18 protein-coding genes are annotated in these 15,503 nt (G+C 69.3%); 17 read left to right on the forward strand and 1 reads right to left on the reverse strand.

Translation table 11 applies throughout. The annotated features are described in order from the left end of the window. Positions 1-280 precede the first annotated feature (280 nt). The 4 genes from ffh (at position 281) to DFJ67_RS18945 (ending at position 4,037) form a co-directional block, all read left to right on the forward strand. Positions 281-1,837, forward strand: a complete 1,557-nt coding sequence (ffh, locus tag DFJ67_RS18930) for a signal recognition particle protein (RefSeq protein WP_116069203.1) — start codon at positions 281-283, stop codon at positions 1,835-1,837. Positions 1,838-1,906: 69 nt separating this feature from the next. Next, complete coding sequence (locus tag DFJ67_RS18935; protein WP_116076389.1) at positions 1,907-2,491, forward strand: Uma2 family endonuclease; 585 nt, start codon at positions 1,907-1,909, stop codon at positions 2,489-2,491. 38 nt (positions 2,492-2,529) lie between these two features. Beyond that, complete coding sequence (locus DFJ67_RS18940) at positions 2,530-2,958, forward strand: VOC family protein (RefSeq protein ID WP_116069204.1); 429 nt, start codon at positions 2,530-2,532, stop codon at positions 2,956-2,958. After that, positions 2,955-4,037 (forward strand): amidohydrolase family protein, encoded by a 1,083-nt coding sequence (locus DFJ67_RS18945; protein WP_239097506.1) that lies wholly within the window; start codon positions 2,955-2,957, stop codon positions 4,035-4,037. Before DFJ67_RS18940 ends, DFJ67_RS18945 begins: the two co-directional genes overlap by 4 nt. A 150-nt stretch (positions 4,038-4,187) precedes the next feature. Here DFJ67_RS18945 and DFJ67_RS18950 read toward each other — a convergent pair whose 3' ends face one another. Further along, positions 4,188-4,559, reverse strand: a complete 372-nt coding sequence (locus tag DFJ67_RS18950; protein ID WP_116069205.1) for a carboxymuconolactone decarboxylase family protein — start codon at positions 4,557-4,559, stop codon at positions 4,188-4,190. A 152-nt stretch (positions 4,560-4,711) separates the two neighbouring features. Here DFJ67_RS18950 and proS point away from each other — a divergent pair, with 152 nt between their 5' ends. The 13 genes from proS to DFJ67_RS19020 all read left to right on the forward strand — a co-directional run bounded on the left by proS (position 4,712) and on the right by DFJ67_RS19020 (position 15,411). After that, the gene (proS, locus tag DFJ67_RS18955; protein ID WP_116069206.1) at positions 4,712-6,118 is read left to right on the forward strand and encodes a proline--tRNA ligase; all 1,407 of its coding nucleotides are present in this window, start codon (positions 4,712-4,714) and stop codon (positions 6,116-6,118) included. Next, on the forward strand, positions 6,118-6,777 hold the full coding sequence (locus DFJ67_RS18960; RefSeq protein ID WP_116069207.1) for a ribonuclease FAU-1 family protein: 660 nt from the start codon (positions 6,118-6,120) through the stop codon (positions 6,775-6,777). The genes proS and DFJ67_RS18960 overlap by 1 nt, the downstream gene beginning before the upstream one ends. Positions 6,778-6,788: 11 nt before the next feature. Continuing rightward, entirely contained in the window at positions 6,789-7,433 is a 645-nt protein-coding gene (locus tag DFJ67_RS18965) for a ribonuclease FAU-1 family protein (protein WP_116069208.1), read from the forward strand. Between the two features lie 218 nt (positions 7,434-7,651). Then, on the forward strand, positions 7,652-8,128 hold the full coding sequence (rpsP, locus tag DFJ67_RS18970; protein WP_116069209.1) for a 30S ribosomal protein S16: 477 nt from the start codon (positions 7,652-7,654) through the stop codon (positions 8,126-8,128). Then, a complete protein-coding gene (locus DFJ67_RS18975) occupies positions 8,103-8,363 on the forward strand; it encodes an RNA-binding protein (protein WP_203784186.1) in 261 nt (86 codons plus the stop codon). Before rpsP ends, DFJ67_RS18975 begins: the two co-directional genes overlap by 26 nt. Next, the gene (gene rimM / locus DFJ67_RS18980) at positions 8,363-8,893 is read left to right on the forward strand and encodes a ribosome maturation factor RimM (protein WP_116069210.1); all 531 of its coding nucleotides are present in this window, start codon (positions 8,363-8,365) and stop codon (positions 8,891-8,893) included. Before DFJ67_RS18975 ends, rimM begins: the two co-directional genes overlap by 1 nt. Next, positions 8,893-9,627, forward strand: coding sequence for a tRNA (guanosine(37)-N1)-methyltransferase TrmD (gene trmD, locus DFJ67_RS18985; protein ID WP_116076392.1), 735 nt, complete (start codon positions 8,893-8,895; stop codon positions 9,625-9,627). The genes rimM and trmD overlap by 1 nt, the downstream gene beginning before the upstream one ends. 1,439 nt (positions 9,628-11,066) lie before the next feature. Next, positions 11,067-11,423, forward strand: coding sequence for a 50S ribosomal protein L19 (gene rplS, locus DFJ67_RS18995; RefSeq protein ID WP_116069211.1), 357 nt, complete (start codon positions 11,067-11,069; stop codon positions 11,421-11,423). 169 nt (positions 11,424-11,592) lie between these two features. Beyond that, positions 11,593-12,426, forward strand: coding sequence for a signal peptidase I (gene lepB / locus DFJ67_RS19000; protein ID WP_116076394.1), 834 nt, complete (start codon positions 11,593-11,595; stop codon positions 12,424-12,426). After that, positions 12,423-13,082 (forward strand): signal peptidase I, encoded by a 660-nt coding sequence (gene lepB, locus DFJ67_RS19005; protein ID WP_116069212.1) that lies wholly within the window; start codon positions 12,423-12,425, stop codon positions 13,080-13,082. The genes lepB (DFJ67_RS19000) and lepB (DFJ67_RS19005) overlap by 4 nt, the downstream gene beginning before the upstream one ends. A gap of 318 nt (positions 13,083-13,400) precedes the next feature. Beyond that, complete coding sequence (locus DFJ67_RS19010) at positions 13,401-13,859, forward strand: NUDIX hydrolase (protein WP_116069213.1); 459 nt, start codon at positions 13,401-13,403, stop codon at positions 13,857-13,859. A gap of 6 nt (positions 13,860-13,865) precedes the next feature. Next, complete coding sequence (locus DFJ67_RS19015; protein ID WP_116069214.1) at positions 13,866-14,663, forward strand: ribonuclease HII; 798 nt, start codon at positions 13,866-13,868, stop codon at positions 14,661-14,663. Between the two features lie 424 nt (positions 14,664-15,087). Beyond that, positions 15,088-15,411, forward strand: a complete 324-nt coding sequence (locus DFJ67_RS19020) for a DUF2469 domain-containing protein (protein ID WP_007075222.1) — start codon at positions 15,088-15,090, stop codon at positions 15,409-15,411. Positions 15,412-15,503 lie beyond the last annotated feature (92 nt).

A 15,503-nucleotide genomic window follows, 5' to 3' on the forward strand; every position in this document is an offset into this window, starting at 1 on the left:
GCGACCACCCATCCGTGGCCAGGCGGCCGGCGGGTTGATCAAGGGGTAAGAGGGACCGGCGGCGGACCTGGCAAGCGACGCGTCAGCGAGCGGTCCCCGGCGGGAGCGACGGTCGCGCCCACCGCGCGCCCGGGCCAGAGGTGTGGGTTTGACTCACGGGTTGGCTTCGGATGTTGGTTGGGCGGCTGGCGGAGCGGCCGTTGCGGGGTTGGCCGGATACCCTAACGGGGGTCCTTCCGGCCTGCTTCGCCCTTGGAACTATGACAAACGGGATGTTTACGTGTTCGACACCCTGAGCGACCGCCTCAACGGGATCTTCACCAAGCTCCGTGGCAAGGGGCGGCTTACCGACGCCGACATCGATGCGACGGCGCGGGAGATCCGGCTGGCGCTGCTCGAGGCCGATGTCGCGTTGCCCGTCGTCCGGGCGTTCATCGCGCGGATCAAGGAGCGGGCGCGCGGTGCCGAGGTCTCCCAGGCGCTCAACCCGGCACAGCAGGTCGTCAAGATCGTGCACGAAGAGCTGGTCAACGTGTTGGGTGGTGACACCCGGCGGCTTCAGCTCGCCAAGCAGCCGCCGACCGTTATCATGCTGGCCGGTCTCCAGGGTTCCGGTAAGACGACGCTCGCCGGCAAGCTGGCGCGCTTCCTCAAGGGGCAGGGCCACCAGCCGCTGCTCGTCGCCGCCGACCTCCAGCGGCCCAACGCGGTCACCCAGCTTCAGGTGCTCGGTGAGCGGGCCGGGGTCGAGGTCTTCGCGCCCGAGCCGGGCAACGGGGTGGGCGACCCCGTCGACGTGGCGCGGGCGTCGATCGAGCACGCCAAGCGGGTCGCGCGCGACGTGGTCATCGTCGACACCGCCGGCCGGCTGGGTGTCGACGCCGAGATGATGGCGCAGGCCGCCAACATCCGTGACGCGGTCGACCCCGACGAGGTGCTGTTCGTCGTCGACGCGATGGTCGGCCAGGACGCGGTCAACACCGCGCAGGCGTTCCGCGACGGCGTCGGCATCAGCGGCGTTGTGCTGTCCAAGCTCGACGGTGACGCCCGCGGTGGTGCGGCGCTGTCGGTGCGCGAGGTGACCGGGCAGCCGATCCTGTTCGCGTCGACCGGCGAGAAGCTGGAAGATTTCGACATCTTCCACCCCGATCGGATGGCGAGCCGGATCCTCGGCATGGGCGACGTTCTCACGCTGATCGAGCAGGCCGAGCAGGCCTTCGACGCCGATCAGAAAGAGAAGATGACCGCCAAGCTGATGGGCGGCGAGCAGTTCACGCTCGAAGACTTCCTCGAGCAGATGATCGCGATGCGGCGGATGGGTCCGATCGCCAACGTGCTGGCCATGATGCCGGGCATGGGCCAGGTCAAGGACCAGTTGGCCGATCTCGACGACAAGCACTTCGACCGGGTCACCGCGATCATCCGCTCGATGACGCCGGGGGAGCGGGTCAACCCGAAGATCATCAACGGCTCGCGGCGGGCCCGCATCGCCAACGGCTCCGGGGTCACGGTGATGGACGTCAACCAACTGCTCAACCGCTTCGTCGAGGCGCAGAAGATGATGAAGCAGATGGGCGGGATGATGGGTCTGCCCGGGTCCCGGCGCAAGGCGACGAAGAGCCCGAAGAACAAGCGCAAGGGTACGAAGGGCGGCTCGCGCCCGCGTCCCGGTGCTGGCTTTCCGGGCGGCATGCCGGGTGGGATGCCGGGCCTGCCGCCGGGCTTCGACCCGTCGGCGTTGCAGGGTGGCGACGGGGCGCAGGGGCTGCCGCCGGGCTTCAAGCTACCGAAGATCGACTTCAACAAGCTGCGGAAGCAGGAAGGCAACGAGCAGTAGGCACGTTCGGGACAGCGGGCGATCATAGGAGCACCTAGGGTGACGGGCGACCACACCGAGGAGGAGCCTATGTCCGCGGCACCGACCCTGCCCTCGCGGCAGGAGTGGACGGTCGAGGACCTTGGCGAACTGCCCAGGGACCTCCGCTACGAACTGATCAACGGAAGGTTGATCGTGCCGTCCCCTGTCCCCGCACACCAGGATCTCGCGTTCGAGATCGGCTTCGCGCTCCGCGCTGCCTGCCCGCCCGACTTCCTCGTCAGCACCGACCAGTCGTTGCGGATCAACCGCCGCAACGAGCCACGACCGGATCTGGTCGGCATCCGCATCGAGCATTACGGCCGCACTCCGGTGCCCGTCGAAGACGCCGTGCTGGCCGTCGAGCTCGTGTCGGAGCATTCCGAGTTTCGCGACATGGTGGAGAAGGCCCGTGTCTACGCCGACGCGGGCCTGCCTGCCTACTGGGTGGTCGACCAGAACCGCCCGGAGATCTCGCTGACCGAGATGGTGCTCGGGCCCTCCAAGCGCAGCTACGAGATCAGCAACCACACGACCGGCGTGTTCTCCGTCGACGCACCGTGGCCGATCACCATCGACCTACCCCAGCTCAGTGCCCGGCGGGCCGCCATTCTGGAGCGCATCCGGCTCCGCTGACGGCGGCCATTGTCGGTGGGCCCGCTTAGGATCGCCGGATGGCTTACGAGTTTCAGGTGACGGTCGACTGCGCCGAGCCGCATGTGCTTGCCGAGTGGTGGGCTGACGCGCTCGGGTGGACGGTCGAGGCCCAGGACGAGGCCTTCATCCGGAAGATGATCGAGCAGGGGCACGCCACCGAGGCCGAGACCACCCGGCACCGGGGCGCGCTGGTCTGGAAGAGCGGTGCGGCGATCCGCCATCCCGAGGGGCTGGAGCGGGCGCCGCGCCTGCTCTTCCAGGAGGTGCCCGAGCCCAAGACGGTGAAGAACCGGGTGCACCTCGACGTGCGCACCGGCGACGACCGCGACGCCGTCGTGGCCCGGCTGATCAGCAAGGGCGCCACCCACCTGCATGACGCGCGGCAGGGCCCGCACAGCTGGGTCACGCTCGCCGACCCGGAGGGCAACGAGCTGTGCGTGAGCTGACCCCGCTGCACGTCCGCGGCGTGCTGCTCCCCGACGACACCACCCGCGACCTCTGGCTGGTCGGCGACCGGGTCACGTTCGAGCCAGTGGCCGGTGCGGAGACGATCAGCGACGGCGGGTTCGTGCTGCCCGGCCTGGTCGACGCGCACTGCCACATCGGCATCGCGGCCGGCGGCGCCCCGATCTCCACCGTCGACCAGGCGCTGGCCGCCGCCGTCGTCGACCGCGACGCCGGCACGCTGGCGATCCGCGACGCGGGCTCGCCGTTTCCCTACCCGGAGCTCGACGACCATCCCGACATGCCGCGGCTGTCGCGGGCCGGGCGGCACCTGGCCGCGCCGAAGACCCACCTCAAGGGCATCCCGATCGAGTGCTCGCCCGAGGAGTTGCCGGTCGCGGCGGCCGAGCAGGCCCGGGCCGGCAACGGTTGGGTGAAGCTGGTCGGTGACTGGCTCGACCGGTCGGTCGCTGATCTCGGCCCGACGTTCGAGCCCGACGTGCTGGCCGCCGCGATCGACGCGGCGCACGCCGCCGGCGCCCGGGTGGCCGTGCACACGTTCGGCGAGGCCGCGGTGTCCACATTGGTGCACGCGGGTGTCGACTCGGTCGAGCACGGCACGGGGTTGTCGCTCGAAGACCTCGACGAGATGGCCCGCCGCGGCACGGTGTTGGTGCCCACGATGATCAATATCGAGACGTTCGCCGACATCGCGGCCAGGGCGGAGGGCAAGTTTCCCGGGTACGCCTCCCACATGCGCGCCCTCCACGCCGGCTTCCCGGACGTGGTGCGCGCGGCCTACGAGGCGGGCGTGCCGATCCGGGTCGGCACCGACGCGGGCGGGGCGATCCCGCACGGCGCCTGCGCCGACGAGATGCTGATGCTGCACGAGCGGGCTGGCATGCCGGCAGTCGACGTGCTCGCGGCGGCGTCCTGGGCGGCGCGCGACTGGCTCGGCTTCCCGGGCCTGGTCGAGGGTGGGCTGGCCGATCTCGTCGTCTACGAGGCCGACCCGCGCGCGGACCTGCGCGTGGTCCGGGCGCCGAAGCGCATCGTCCTGCGGGGGCGCGTCGTCCGCTGAAGCGGCGCGCGCGGTAGGCGGCCCGGGCCGCCGCGCCGCCCCGAGGGCGATCGCCGTGGCGCGGCGGAGACGCCGCTGTGGCAGATCGCGGCGTCTCGCGACGCGCTGCGCTCGCCAACCGGCGAAGGCGCGCCAGCCTGGGCGGGCCAATCAGGTGTCGGGGTGTTCGGCGAAGACGGCCAGGGCCGTTTGGTAACTGTCGAAGGCGCGGGCGGCCCCCGCGTAGGCCTCCAGGTGGATGAAGAGTTCCACGATCTCGGCCTTGGCCACGCCGCTCCGCAGGGCGATCCGCAACTGGCCGCGCAACGGCTCCTGGGTGCCCAGCGTCGCCGCGATGGTCACCGAGATCAGCGCGCGGCTGCGGTCGTCGAGACCCGGCCGGCTCCACGAGTCACCGAAGGTGTGCTCGGTGGCCAACCGCCGGAACTCGGCGCCGACCTCCGGCTCGCCCGGGCCCAGCGGCAGCACCAGCGGTTGGCCGAGCAGTCGTTCAGCGGTGTCGAGTGCGGCGGAATCGGTCATAAATAGAGTTTACGGGTTATTTGGGGCCCACCGCGGACCCGGCAGGGCTGGCCCCCTTGTGGGGCCCGCCCGGTTTCGTGCCCACCGCGGACGTGCGCAAATGAATTGGCCGCCCGATAGACGGGAATCCCGCCTCGCTAGGATTCCCGGTTATGGCTCGCGTGCTTACTCCCCGTGCGGAGGATTTTCCCCGCTGGTACCAGGATCTGATCGCCAAGGCGCAGCTCGCCGACAACGGGCCGGTGCGCGGGACGATGGTGATCCGACCGGCCGGGTACGCCATCTGGGAGCGCATGCAGGCCGAGATGGACGCGCGGATCAAGATCGCGGGAGCCGAGAACGCCTACTTCCCGCTGTTCATCCCCGAGAGTTACCTCAAGCGCGAGGCTGACCACGTCGAAGGCTTCTCGCCCGAGCTCGCGGTCGTCACCCACGGTGGTGGCAAGCCGCTGGCCGAGCCGGTCATCGTGCGGCCGACCAGTGAGACCGTGATCGGCGAGTTCATGGCCAAGTGGGTCGACTCCTACCGCGACCTGCCGCTGCTGCTCAACCAGTGGGCCAACGTCGTGCGCTGGGAGCTGCGGCCGCGGATCTTCCTGCGGACCAGCGAGTTCCTGTGGCAGGAGGGGCACACCGCGCACGCCACCGACGCCGACGCGCATGACTACGCGCGCAAGATCCTGCACGAGGTGTACGAGGACTTCATGGTCGGCGTCCTCGGCATCCCGGTGGTGGTCGGGCGCAAGACCAACCGCGAGCGGTTCGCGGGCGCGACCAGCACCTACACGCTCGAAGGCATGATGGGCGACGGCAAGGCGCTGCAGATGGGCACCTCGCACGAGCTCGGGCAGAACTTCGCCAAGGCGTTCGACATCACCTACTCCGCGGCGAGCGGCGGCGTCGAGCACGCCTGGACGACCTCCTGGGGCACGTCGACCCGGATGATCGGCGGCCTGATCATGAGTCACGGCGACGACAACGGGCTGCGGGTGCCGCCGCGACTTGCCCCGATCCAGGCGTACGTGATGGTCGTCAAGGACGGCGACGGCGTGACGGCCGCCGCGACCAAGCTGCGTGACGCGCTCCGCGACGCCGGCGTGCGGGTCGCGCTCGACGACCGGGTCGACACCGCGTTCGGGCGGCGGGCGGTCGACGCCGAGCTCAAGGGCTACCCGGTGCGGGTCGAGGTCGGCCCCCGCGACCTGACCGCCGGCAACGCCGTCGTCGTGCGGCGCTTCGACGGCAGCAAGACCCCCGTGCCGGTCGCCGACGTGGTCGGGCAGGTGCTGGCCGCGCTCGACGAGGACCAGCAGCGGTTGTACGACCAGGCGTTGGCCTTCCGCGAGTCGCACACCGTCGAGGTGTCCACTTTGGCCGACGCGATCGCGGCGACGGCCACCGGCTGGGCCCGGGTGCCGTGGTCGGCGGTCGGCGTCGAGGGCGAGGCCGAGGCCAACGGCCAGGGCGTGACCGTGCGCTGCCTGGTGCACGAAGACGGCTCGGTGCCCGACTCGCAGGACCTGCCGGACCTGGTCGCGATCCTCGGCCGCTCCTACTGATGGGGTTCGCCCCCGGCCGCCTGATCGTCCACCGCAACGTCCGGCACGACCGCCTGGGCTGGGTCCGCCCCGCCCGGGTGGTCAGCGACGACGAGCGCGGGCTGCTGGTCTGGATCGAGCGCGGCACCGTGGTCGCCTCGGAGGTCTCCGCCGACGGGCGCGGGATGCGGTCGATGCCGTTCGGCGAGTGGATCACCCTGTCCTATGCGCTGCGGGAGCACCCGTGGGCCGGGCCGGGCGTGTTGAAGTTTCACCCGGCCGGCGCGGACCATTCGGTCTGGTGGTTCCGGACGCCTTCGGGTGACTTCGCCAACTGGTATGTCAACCTCGAAGAGCGCGCCGTCCGCTGGGACGACGGCGACCTGGCCGGAATCGACGTGGTCGACCAGGACCTCGACATCGTGGTCGACCCGGACCTGTCGTGGCGCTGGAAAGACGAAGACGAGTTCACCGAGCGGCTGGCCTTTCCAGATCATTACTGGGTACGCGACGAGACGGCCGTCCGTGACGAGGGCTGGCGCATGGTCAAGCGGATCGAGGCGGGGGAGTTCCCGTTCGACGGCACCTGGACCGACTTCCGGCCCGATCCGGCCTGGGAGACGCCGACGACGCTGCCGGCTGGCTGGAACCGGCCGGCCGCGGAGCGCCTTTCTCCGTAGGCTGCGTCCCCATGGGTTTCGAGGCGGGCCGCACGGTGCTGCGGCGGTATTGGCGCGGTGGACGGATCAGCTGGATCGGCTCCTACGTGGTGGTCGCCGACGACGAGCGGGGGCTGCGGATCTGGCAGCCGGCGGGGGTCTCCTACTGGCGGCTGATGACGCCGGACGGGCGCACCCACCACGACGGCACGATCGACGAACTCGGGCCGACGGAGTTGACCGCGCAGCCCTGGATCGGCGGGCCGGTCATGCCGTTCCACCCGGCCGACGGCTCGCCCTGGTCGGTCTGGTGGTTCTTCGACGAGCAGGGCAACTTCGACAATTGGTACGTGAACCTCGAAGATCCGTTCCGCCGCTGGGACGACGGCGGGGTGGCCGGGATCGACACGGCTGACCACGCGCTCGACATCGTCGTCGCCCCCGACCGCTCCTGGCAGTGGAAGGACGAGGACGAACTCGCCGCCAAGACCGGCAGCCGGCACTACTGGGACGCGGCCGGTGCGGCGACGATCCGGGAGAACGGGCTGGCGGTCATCGAGTTGATCGAGGCTGGCAAGTTCCCGTTCGACGGCACCTGGTGCGACCTGCGGCCCGATCCGACCTGGCAGGTCCCCGCTGAGCGCCCGCCCGGTTGGGACCGTCCTCAGGCGGTCTGACCGGTTTCCTGGCGGGTCTGGGACACGTACGATTTCCCACCTCTCCTGACCCGGCGGATACGTCCTAAATCTGTCTGGCAGAATGGTTGGTTGGTATCCGGCACGCACCCGGCGCCCTCTACCCCGTGTGCGTCGCCAGTCCACGAACGGTCATCGGCTCAAACCCCACTGCGTCGGCCGACCGATCACCCACGTATCGCAACAGGAGCGAACAGACTGTGGCCGTAAAGATCCGGCTTCTGCGGATGGGCAAGATCCGCAACCCGCAATACCGCATCGTCGTCGCCGACTCCCGCACCAAGCGTGACGGCCGGGCGATCGAGTACGTCGGCATCTACCACCCCAAGGAAGATCCGTCGCTGATCGAGGTCAAGTCCGACCGCGTCCAGTACTGGCTGTCGGTGGGTGCACAGCCGAGCGAGGCTGTGCAGCGGATCCTCGAGCGCACCGGCGACTGGCAGATGTTCAAGAACCTCCCGGCCCCGCCGCCGCTGCTTGTCGCCGCCCCGCGCGTCGACCGGCGCGAGGCCTACGAGGTCGAGGCGCGTGCCGCCGCCGGTCTGAGCGAGGCGCCGGCGCCGACCAAGGCCGCGAAGAAGGCGGCGAAGGCCGCGGAGCCGAAGGCCGAAACGCCGGCGGCTGAAGCACCCAAGTCCGAGGAGCAGGCGGTTGCGGACTCAGGCGAGCAGGCCTGACGTGGCACTCCGGCCCGCGCTGGAGCACCTCGTCAAGGGCATCGTCGATCACCCGGACGACGTGCGCGTCCGGTTGGTCGACTCGCGCCGCGGCAAGCGGCTCGAAGTGCGTGTCAACCCGGAAGACCTCGGCACAGTGATCGGCCGTGGCGGTCGCACCGCCAAGGCGCTGCGCCAGGTCATCGGGTCGATCGGCGGGCGGGGCGTCCGGGTCGACATCGTCGACGCCTACTGATGCTCCTCGTCGTCGGCCGGATCGGCCGACCTCACGGCATTCGTGGTGAGGTCACCGTCGAGGTTCGAACCGACGAGCCCGAGCAGCGGTTCGCCGTCGGATCGGTGTTACGCACCGACCCGGCGGCGTCCACCGCTGCGGCCGTGGTCCCGTCGACCCTGACCGTGGAAGAGGTCCGCTTCCACCAGGGCCGCCCGTTGGTGCTGTTCGACGGCTACTACGAGCGCGACCTGGTCGAGAACCTGCGCAATGTGCTGCTCCTCGTCGACTCCGACGAGTTGGATATGCCAGATGACCCGGACGAGTTCCACGACCTCCAGTTGGTGGGCCTGTCCGCGGTGAGCCCCGGCGGCGAGGTGCTCGGCACCGTCGCCCGGATCGACCACGCCCCGTCTTCCGACCTGCTGGTCATCGCGCTGCCCGACGGCCGCTCAGGCCTGGTGCCGTTCGTGAAGGCGATCGTGCCCGAGGTAGACCTGACCGCCGGCAAGATCGTGGTCGACGCACCGGCGGGCCTGCTGGACCTGTGATGCGGGTCGACGTAGTCACCATTTTCCCCGAATATCTGTCGCCGCTGTCGCTGTCGTTGATCGGCAAGGCGCAGGCTTCCGGTTTGCTGTCGGTAGACGTGCACGACCTGCGTACATGGACGTCAGACGTCCACCGCACCGTCGACGACACGCCCTACGGCGGCGGTCCCGGCATGGTGATGCGCCCGGAGCCGTGGGGCCTAGCCCTGGACGCGCTGGCCACGCCGTCATCAAGGTTGGTGGTGCCGACGCCGGTAGGCGCGCCCTTCACCCAACGCACGGCTCATTCGCTGGCGGACGCGTCACATCTGATCTTCGCGTGCGGCCGCTACGAGGGAATCGACCAGCGAGTTTTGGACCACGCCTCGAGCCGGCTCCCGGTGACTGAGGTGTCGCTGGGCGACTACGTACTCTTCGGGGGCGAAGTAGCGGTCCTCGTCATCATGGAGGCCGTGGTGCGGCTGTTGCCCGGGGTGCTGGGCAACGCGGACTCGCTGGCGGAGGAGTCCCACGCGGCTGGGTTGCTCGAAGCGCCGGTCTACACAAAGCCGCCGGTGTGGCGGGACCTTGCGGTGCCGGACATCCTGCGCTCAGGCGACCACGGCCGAATCGCCCGCTGGCGCCGCGACGAGTCCTTGCGCCGCACGGCAACGCGTCGTCCCGACATGCTCAGCGGCCCTGAGGCGCCGGAACTGGACAAGGCCGACCGCGCCGTCCTCGACGACCTCGCCTGAACGCACTGCCCTTCTGCGCCGCGAGCCGGTTCGGGCCTGACGTTTGTCTGTGAGACCGCCCAAAAGCCAACCCTCAACCGAGGGGCGGGTCCCGTTGTCGGGCGTAGCCCAAAGGTCAGGATGTTCGGGCGGTGACAAGGTGGAGCGCCCAACTGGACGAACGACCTTGTCACCGCCCGAAGATCCTGATGCCCTTGCGAAGACCGACAACGGGACCCGCCCCGGACCTCCGGCTGGGTCCCCGCAGCTCGGTCGGGGTCCGGGGCAGCGCCCCGGTGGGGCTCCGGGGCAAAGCCCCGAAGGACCTAAGCCCAATCCACGACGCACACGGCAGGGGCGGTGGGTGGTTCCCGGCGCTGCCGGTCGAACGCGCCGCTCCGGCAAGGGTCCGGGCCGTTGCCACGAGCATTTGCTCTGCACCCCTGTAGGAAACACCTAACGGTTAGAGGTGGTTCCTACAGGGGTGCAGAGCAAGGGGCGCCAGTCGCGGGCGCTAGGCCCGCGGCGCGGCGGGTCAGGTTGCGCGGGTTCGTGAACCTGGGGGAGGGGTGCCCCGCTGTCGGGGCTGGTGATCTGTGGCCGGCGTGCCCCGCGGGGTCAGCGCGCTAACGAGGCCGGAACACGTGGCGAGAGCGCCCCGAGCGGCATGCCAGGCCGACGCGGACGCCACGCAGGGGCAGACCGCCCGGGGCCTCGTTGATGCGGACGCCAGGCCGAGCCGACGCAGACGGCACGCCGACGGCGACGGCGACGCGGACGCCGTGGCCGACGCGGACGCCGGGGTCCCCGATGTGGACGCCACGCAGGGGCAGACCACGTTGATGCGGACGCCAGGCCGAGCCGACGCAGACGGCAGGCCAACGGCGACGCCGTCTCGGACGCCGTGGCCGGCGCGGGCGCCGGGGCCCCCGATGCGGACGCCCACGCCGAGGCCGACGCAGGCAACGACGCAGGCGCCTGGGCCGCGTCGACGCAGAAGTCGACGCCGTGGCCCGGCGCGGGCGGGTCCTGCTGGTCGCGAACCAGCCGCGGCCCGCCGTGGGCGCTGGGCGATCCGTCTGGGGCGGCGGATCTGTAAGTTTCGGAGATCAACTCGACAGATCTGCCGCCCCAGATCACTCCGGCCAGTCGTCGGGCTCGCCGGCGTGCCAGGTTTGGCTGGCGCGGCGCCAACCGCGGACCTGGCAGCGGAGCGAAGCGGAGCGGTCTCCGGCGGGAGCGACGGTCGTGCCCACGGCGGACCCGGGACCGGATTTTGATCATGTCTTTGGGGTTGGTGGGTGATTTCCGGTGGCGGGGGTCGATATGGCAAAGTAGTGGGGTTGCTTGCCGCAGCCGCCACGCCGTGGTGGGTTGCGAGGGTCTTCTGGAGTGGTGGGAGATCAGGATCACCCGTCGCACGCCCCAAAGGGTGTGCCGTCATAGTCGAAGGAATAGCGATGAACACCCTGGACGCCCTCGACGCCCAGTCGCAGCGGACCGACCTTCCTGATTTCCGCGCCGGTGACACCGTCAAGGTGCACGCGCGAGTCGTTGAAGGTAACCGCTCCCGTGTGCAGATCTTCCAGGGCGTGGTCATTCGCCGCCAGGGTGCCGGTCTGCGTGAGACGTTCACCGTCCGCAAGATGAGCTTCGCCGTTGGTGTGGAGCGCACCTACCCGATCAACAGCCCGGCGATCGACCGGATCGAGGTCGTGACGCGCGGTGACGTGCGGCGGGCGAAGCTTTACTACCTGCGTGAGCTGCGCGGCAAGAAGGCCAAGATCAAGGAGAAGCGCGAGAAGCAGCCCAGCTGAAACTCGCCCTCCTGCGCCGTGGCCTCGTGCGGTTAGGCTAACGCCCACGAGGCCTCTCGATCGGGATCCGTCTCGGCGTTGGGCTCTTGGCTGACCTGGGGAGAGGCGCGGCGTGGATCGAGACACCAGCCAGGAACGGCGACGCCGGTTCCCGCGGCGCAAGGTGCAGATGCCCCTCTGGCAAGAGTTGCCGTTGCTGCTGGTCGTGGCATTCTGCCTGGCCGTGTTGATCCGCAGCTTCCTGCTCCAGGCGTTCTTCATCCCGTCGGGCTCGATGGAGAACACGCTGCTCGTCGGCGACCGGGTGCTGGTCAATAAGATCGTTTATGACGTACGGGATCCGAAGCGCGGCGAAGTCGTCGTGTTCCGTGGGCCCGAGGCCTGGGCGCCGCAGCCGGTCGACGACGGCAACACGAGCGTGCTCAGCAAGGTCAGCCGCACCATGGGTGACCTTGTCGGCATCTCCCGGCCGGGCGCCAAAGACTTCATCAAGCGGGTGATCGCGGTCGGCGGCGACCGGATCAGCTGTTGCGACGACCAGGGTCGCGTGATGGTCAACGGTAAGGGGCTCGACGAGCCCTATATTTTTGACAACTCGCCGCTCGACGTGCCGCCGGTGCCCGGTGAGTGCCGGTCCCGGCAGTTCGCCGAAGTCGTCGTGCCGCCCGGGCAGATCTTCGTGATGGGCGACCACCGCGGGGTATCGCAGGACGCCCGGTGTCAGGGTCCCGTGCCGGTGGAAAACGTGGTCGGGCGCGCGTTCGTCGTCGTCTGGCCGCAGGACCGGTGGGCCAACCTGTCAGTGCCCGACACGTTCGACGGAATTCCACCGCCGGACGGTGGCGGTGAGGGCGGTGGTGCTGGGACGCCCCCGCCCGGGCAAGAGTCCCCAGTGCCTGGAAAGGGAGACATTGTCGTCACAATGCCAATCTTCGCGTCCGTCCTTTTTCTGGCGCGTTCCCGACGCGGACTCCCAGACCGGCAACGTAGGCTCCGTCCGTGATTGAGGAACAGGCCCCCCAGAAGCCGCCGCGCAGCAGCAGCTCGTCCTTCTGGAAAGAACTGCCGATCCTGCTCGGCGTCGCGATCCTCGTCGCCGTGTTGGTGCGGGCGTTCCTCTTGCAGACCTTCTACATCCCGTCGCCGTCGATGGAGCACACCCTCGACATCAACGACCGGGTGCTGGTCAACAAGATCGTTTATAACTTCCGGTCGCCCGAGCGCGGCGAGATCATCGTGTTCCGCGCGCCCTCCGAGTGGCGCAGCGGCCTCGACGACGAAGACTTCATCAAGCGGGTCATCGCCGTCGGCGGCGACCGGGTCGAATGCTGCGACGAGCAGAAGCGGCTGCGGGTCAACGGGCACTCGATCGACGAGCCCTACCTGTTCAACGAGAACGGCATCAGTGACCCGGCGGCCGACCAGCCGTTCGACTTCACGGTGCCGAAGGGCCGCCTCTGGGTGATGGGCGACCACCGCGCCGCGTCCGGCGACTCGCTCGAGCACTGGAAGCAGAGCGACGGCGACCCACTGATCTCGACGATCACCGAGGATTCGGTGGTGGGGCGGGCGTTCGTGGTGTTCTGGCCGGTTGGCCGGGCGAAGTGGCTCTCGGTGCCAAGCACGTTCGACACCGTTCCGGCGCCGGCTTCGGGCTGAGCTTTCTGGTTTGCGATCTGGGCCGGCTCCCCTTGGGAGCCGGCCCTTTTGCGTGTGGGCCCGCGGCCGTGCTGGGCGAGCACCTCGTGCAGCCCGGCCCGGGGTCGCGAGCGGTCGGCTCCCGCGGTCTGACGCCGGCGGCGGCCGGTGGCCGTTGGTCCTTGTTTCGCGGACCTGGCTCGACGCGCAAGCGAGTTTGCGCGCGGGAGCGTGCGGTCGTGCCCACCGCGGACGCGCGTAAATGAACCTGAATTTAGATCTTGGAAGCTCTGATGGGTGCCTGATTCGCGTCTCATCCTTCGCGCCTAAGCTGGCTCGGTGACTGAGTACCGGCCGCGCCGTGCCGCGCGCGTGTTGGTGGTCGACGACGCGGAGCGGGTGTTGCTGTTTCACGGGGTCGACCCGGGGCGGCGGGAGCATTACTACTGGTTCACGCCGGGCGGTGGGCTTTCGCCAGGCGAGTCGCCGCAGGCCGGCGCCGCGCGGGAACTCGCTGAGGAGACCGGGCTCGAGCGGGCGGCCGCGGATCTTGGCCGGCCGGTGTTCCAGGAGACGACGGAGTTTCCGTTCGACGGCGTCTGGTATCGGCAGGAGCAGGAGTTCTTTCTGCTGCGGGTGCCGTCGTGGGCGGTGGACACGGCTGGTTTCAACGAGGTCGAGCGGGACTCGATCACCGACCACCGGTGGTGGTCGATTGACGAGTTGGAGCGTACGAAGGAGCGGTACTACCCCGACGAGTTGCCGACCGTGTTGCGTCGCGCGCTCGGGAAGGACTGATCCGTTGTGCTGACACCACCGCGCACCGTGGTACGCCGGGAGGGTGGCCTCTATGCCCTCGAGCGGGCGTTGCAGCGGCGCGGTTTCCGGCACGTCGCCGGCGCCGACGAGGCTGGGCGGGGCGCGTGTGCCGGCCCGCTGGTCGCCGCGGCCGCGATGCTGCCCGAGGGCAAGCGCGGCGAGATCGAGGGCCTGGCCGACTCGAAGTTGCTGACGCCGCTGGCCCGGGAACGGATCTACGAGCAGGTCGTGAAGCGGGCCCTGGCCTATTCGGTGGTGATCATCCCGGCGGCCGAGGTCGATGCCCGCGGCCTGCACGTGTGCAATCTGCTGGCGATGAGGCGCGCGCTGGCGTCGCTGCCCGTCGGGCCGGAGTATGTGCTGACCGACGGGTTCCCCCTCGATGGGATGGGGGTGCCCGGGCTCGCCGTGTGGAAGGGCGACCGGGTAGCCGCCTGCGTGGCCGCCGCCAGTGTGCTGGCCAAGGTGACCCGGGATCGGATCATGGTCGAGCTCGACGGGCAGTTTCCGGATTATGGGTTTTCGGAACACAAGGGGTACGTGACTCCCGAGCACAGCGCCGCCCTCACCGAGCATGGGCCGTGTGCCGAGCACCGGTTCTCCTATATCAACGTGGCGAATGCTTCCGGGCGCGACTCCCGGCCGCCGCGGAGCCGGCGGCCGCGGGTGCTGACGGATCCGTCCAAGCTGGCCGGTGAGGTTGTCCCTGATCTTGATCCTGCGGTTGATCTTGAGGGTGAGCTGGGCCTGGTGGATCTTGATCCTGAGGTCGAGCAGGGTTAGCTGGGGTCGGGTTTGGCTTTTGGCGCCGGGTGATCGCCGAGGCCCTGATGAGACGTGGTTTGCGTCACTGCCTCCGTGGGCTCTTCAGCTGGGCGGGCGGGAGCCTTGGCGGGTTCGGAAGTTGACGTAGATCGTGGTCCGGAGGGCCGTGATTCGGACGGTCCGGGGCGTTGGGTCCGATCTGGATCGACCGGTTCGTTCGGATCTTGATCCGGGCGTGGCCGGGCCGTTGCGATGTCGTTTTTCGCGCCCGATCCGGTCCCTCTGGGGCCCGTTCCAGACGGCCCTTCGGGTGACGTTTCGGCCTGCGCCGATCCGGTAGGGCGCCCCGAGCCCCCAGGGGGTACCGTCGGCGTGGCGTCCGGCGAGCGGCTTCGCCGCCCACGCCGGTGGGGGAAGATGGTGCCATGAAGGGCGGAGAGCGATGAGCGCAGAGGATCTCGAGAAATACGAGACCGAGATGGAGCTGCAGCTCTACCGGGAATACCGCGATATCGTCCGCCAATTCTCCTATGTCGTCGAGACCGAGCGCCGCTTCTACCTGGCCAACCAGGTCGACCTGCACGTGCGCAACTCAGACGGCGAGGTCTATTTCGAGGTCGAGATGCACGACGCGTGGGTCTGGGATATGTACCGTCCTGCGCGCTTTGTGAAGAACGTCCGCGTAATGACCTTCAAAGACGTCAACGTCGAAGAGCTGGAGAAGCCCGACATCTCGCTCCCGGCCGATTCCGGCTTCGGCGGCTAAGGCCTCACCCGCTTAGCACATCCGCCCGTCCGCCGGACGTTATCCACAATCCACAGGCCGCCACACACCGCGTTGCCGCTCCTCCCGGCCAC

The organism is Asanoa ferruginea (assembly GCF_003387075.1).
GTDB lineage: Bacteria > Actinomycetota > Actinomycetes > Mycobacteriales > Micromonosporaceae > Asanoa > Asanoa ferruginea.

Bases quoted from the DNA above. Each gene is read 5' to 3' on its own strand.
- DFJ67_RS18935 (WP_116076389.1), top strand. From the start codon at position 1,907: ATGTCCGCGGCACCGACCCTGCCCTCGCGGCAGGAGTGGACGGTCGAG.
- DFJ67_RS18940 (WP_116069204.1), top strand. From the start codon at position 2,530: ATGGCTTACGAGTTTCAGGTGACGGTCGACTGCGCCGAGCCGCATGTG.
- DFJ67_RS18950 (WP_116069205.1), bottom strand. From the start codon at position 4,559: ATGACCGATTCCGCCGCACTCGACACCGCTGAACGACTGCTCGGCCAA.
- proS (WP_116069206.1), top strand. From the start codon at position 4,712: ATGGCTCGCGTGCTTACTCCCCGTGCGGAGGATTTTCCCCGCTGGTAC.
- DFJ67_RS18960 (WP_116069207.1), top strand. From the start codon at position 6,118: ATGGGGTTCGCCCCCGGCCGCCTGATCGTCCACCGCAACGTCCGGCAC.
- DFJ67_RS18965 (WP_116069208.1), top strand. From the start codon at position 6,789: ATGGGTTTCGAGGCGGGCCGCACGGTGCTGCGGCGGTATTGGCGCGGT.
- rimM (WP_116069210.1), top strand. From the start codon at position 8,363: ATGCTCCTCGTCGTCGGCCGGATCGGCCGACCTCACGGCATTCGTGGT.
- trmD (WP_116076392.1), top strand. From the start codon at position 8,893: ATGCGGGTCGACGTAGTCACCATTTTCCCCGAATATCTGTCGCCGCTG.
- rplS (WP_116069211.1), top strand. From the start codon at position 11,067: ATGAACACCCTGGACGCCCTCGACGCCCAGTCGCAGCGGACCGACCTT.
- lepB (WP_116076394.1), top strand. From the start codon at position 11,593: ATGCCCCTCTGGCAAGAGTTGCCGTTGCTGCTGGTCGTGGCATTCTGC.
- DFJ67_RS19020 (WP_007075222.1), top strand. From the start codon at position 15,088: ATGAGCGCAGAGGATCTCGAGAAATACGAGACCGAGATGGAGCTGCAG.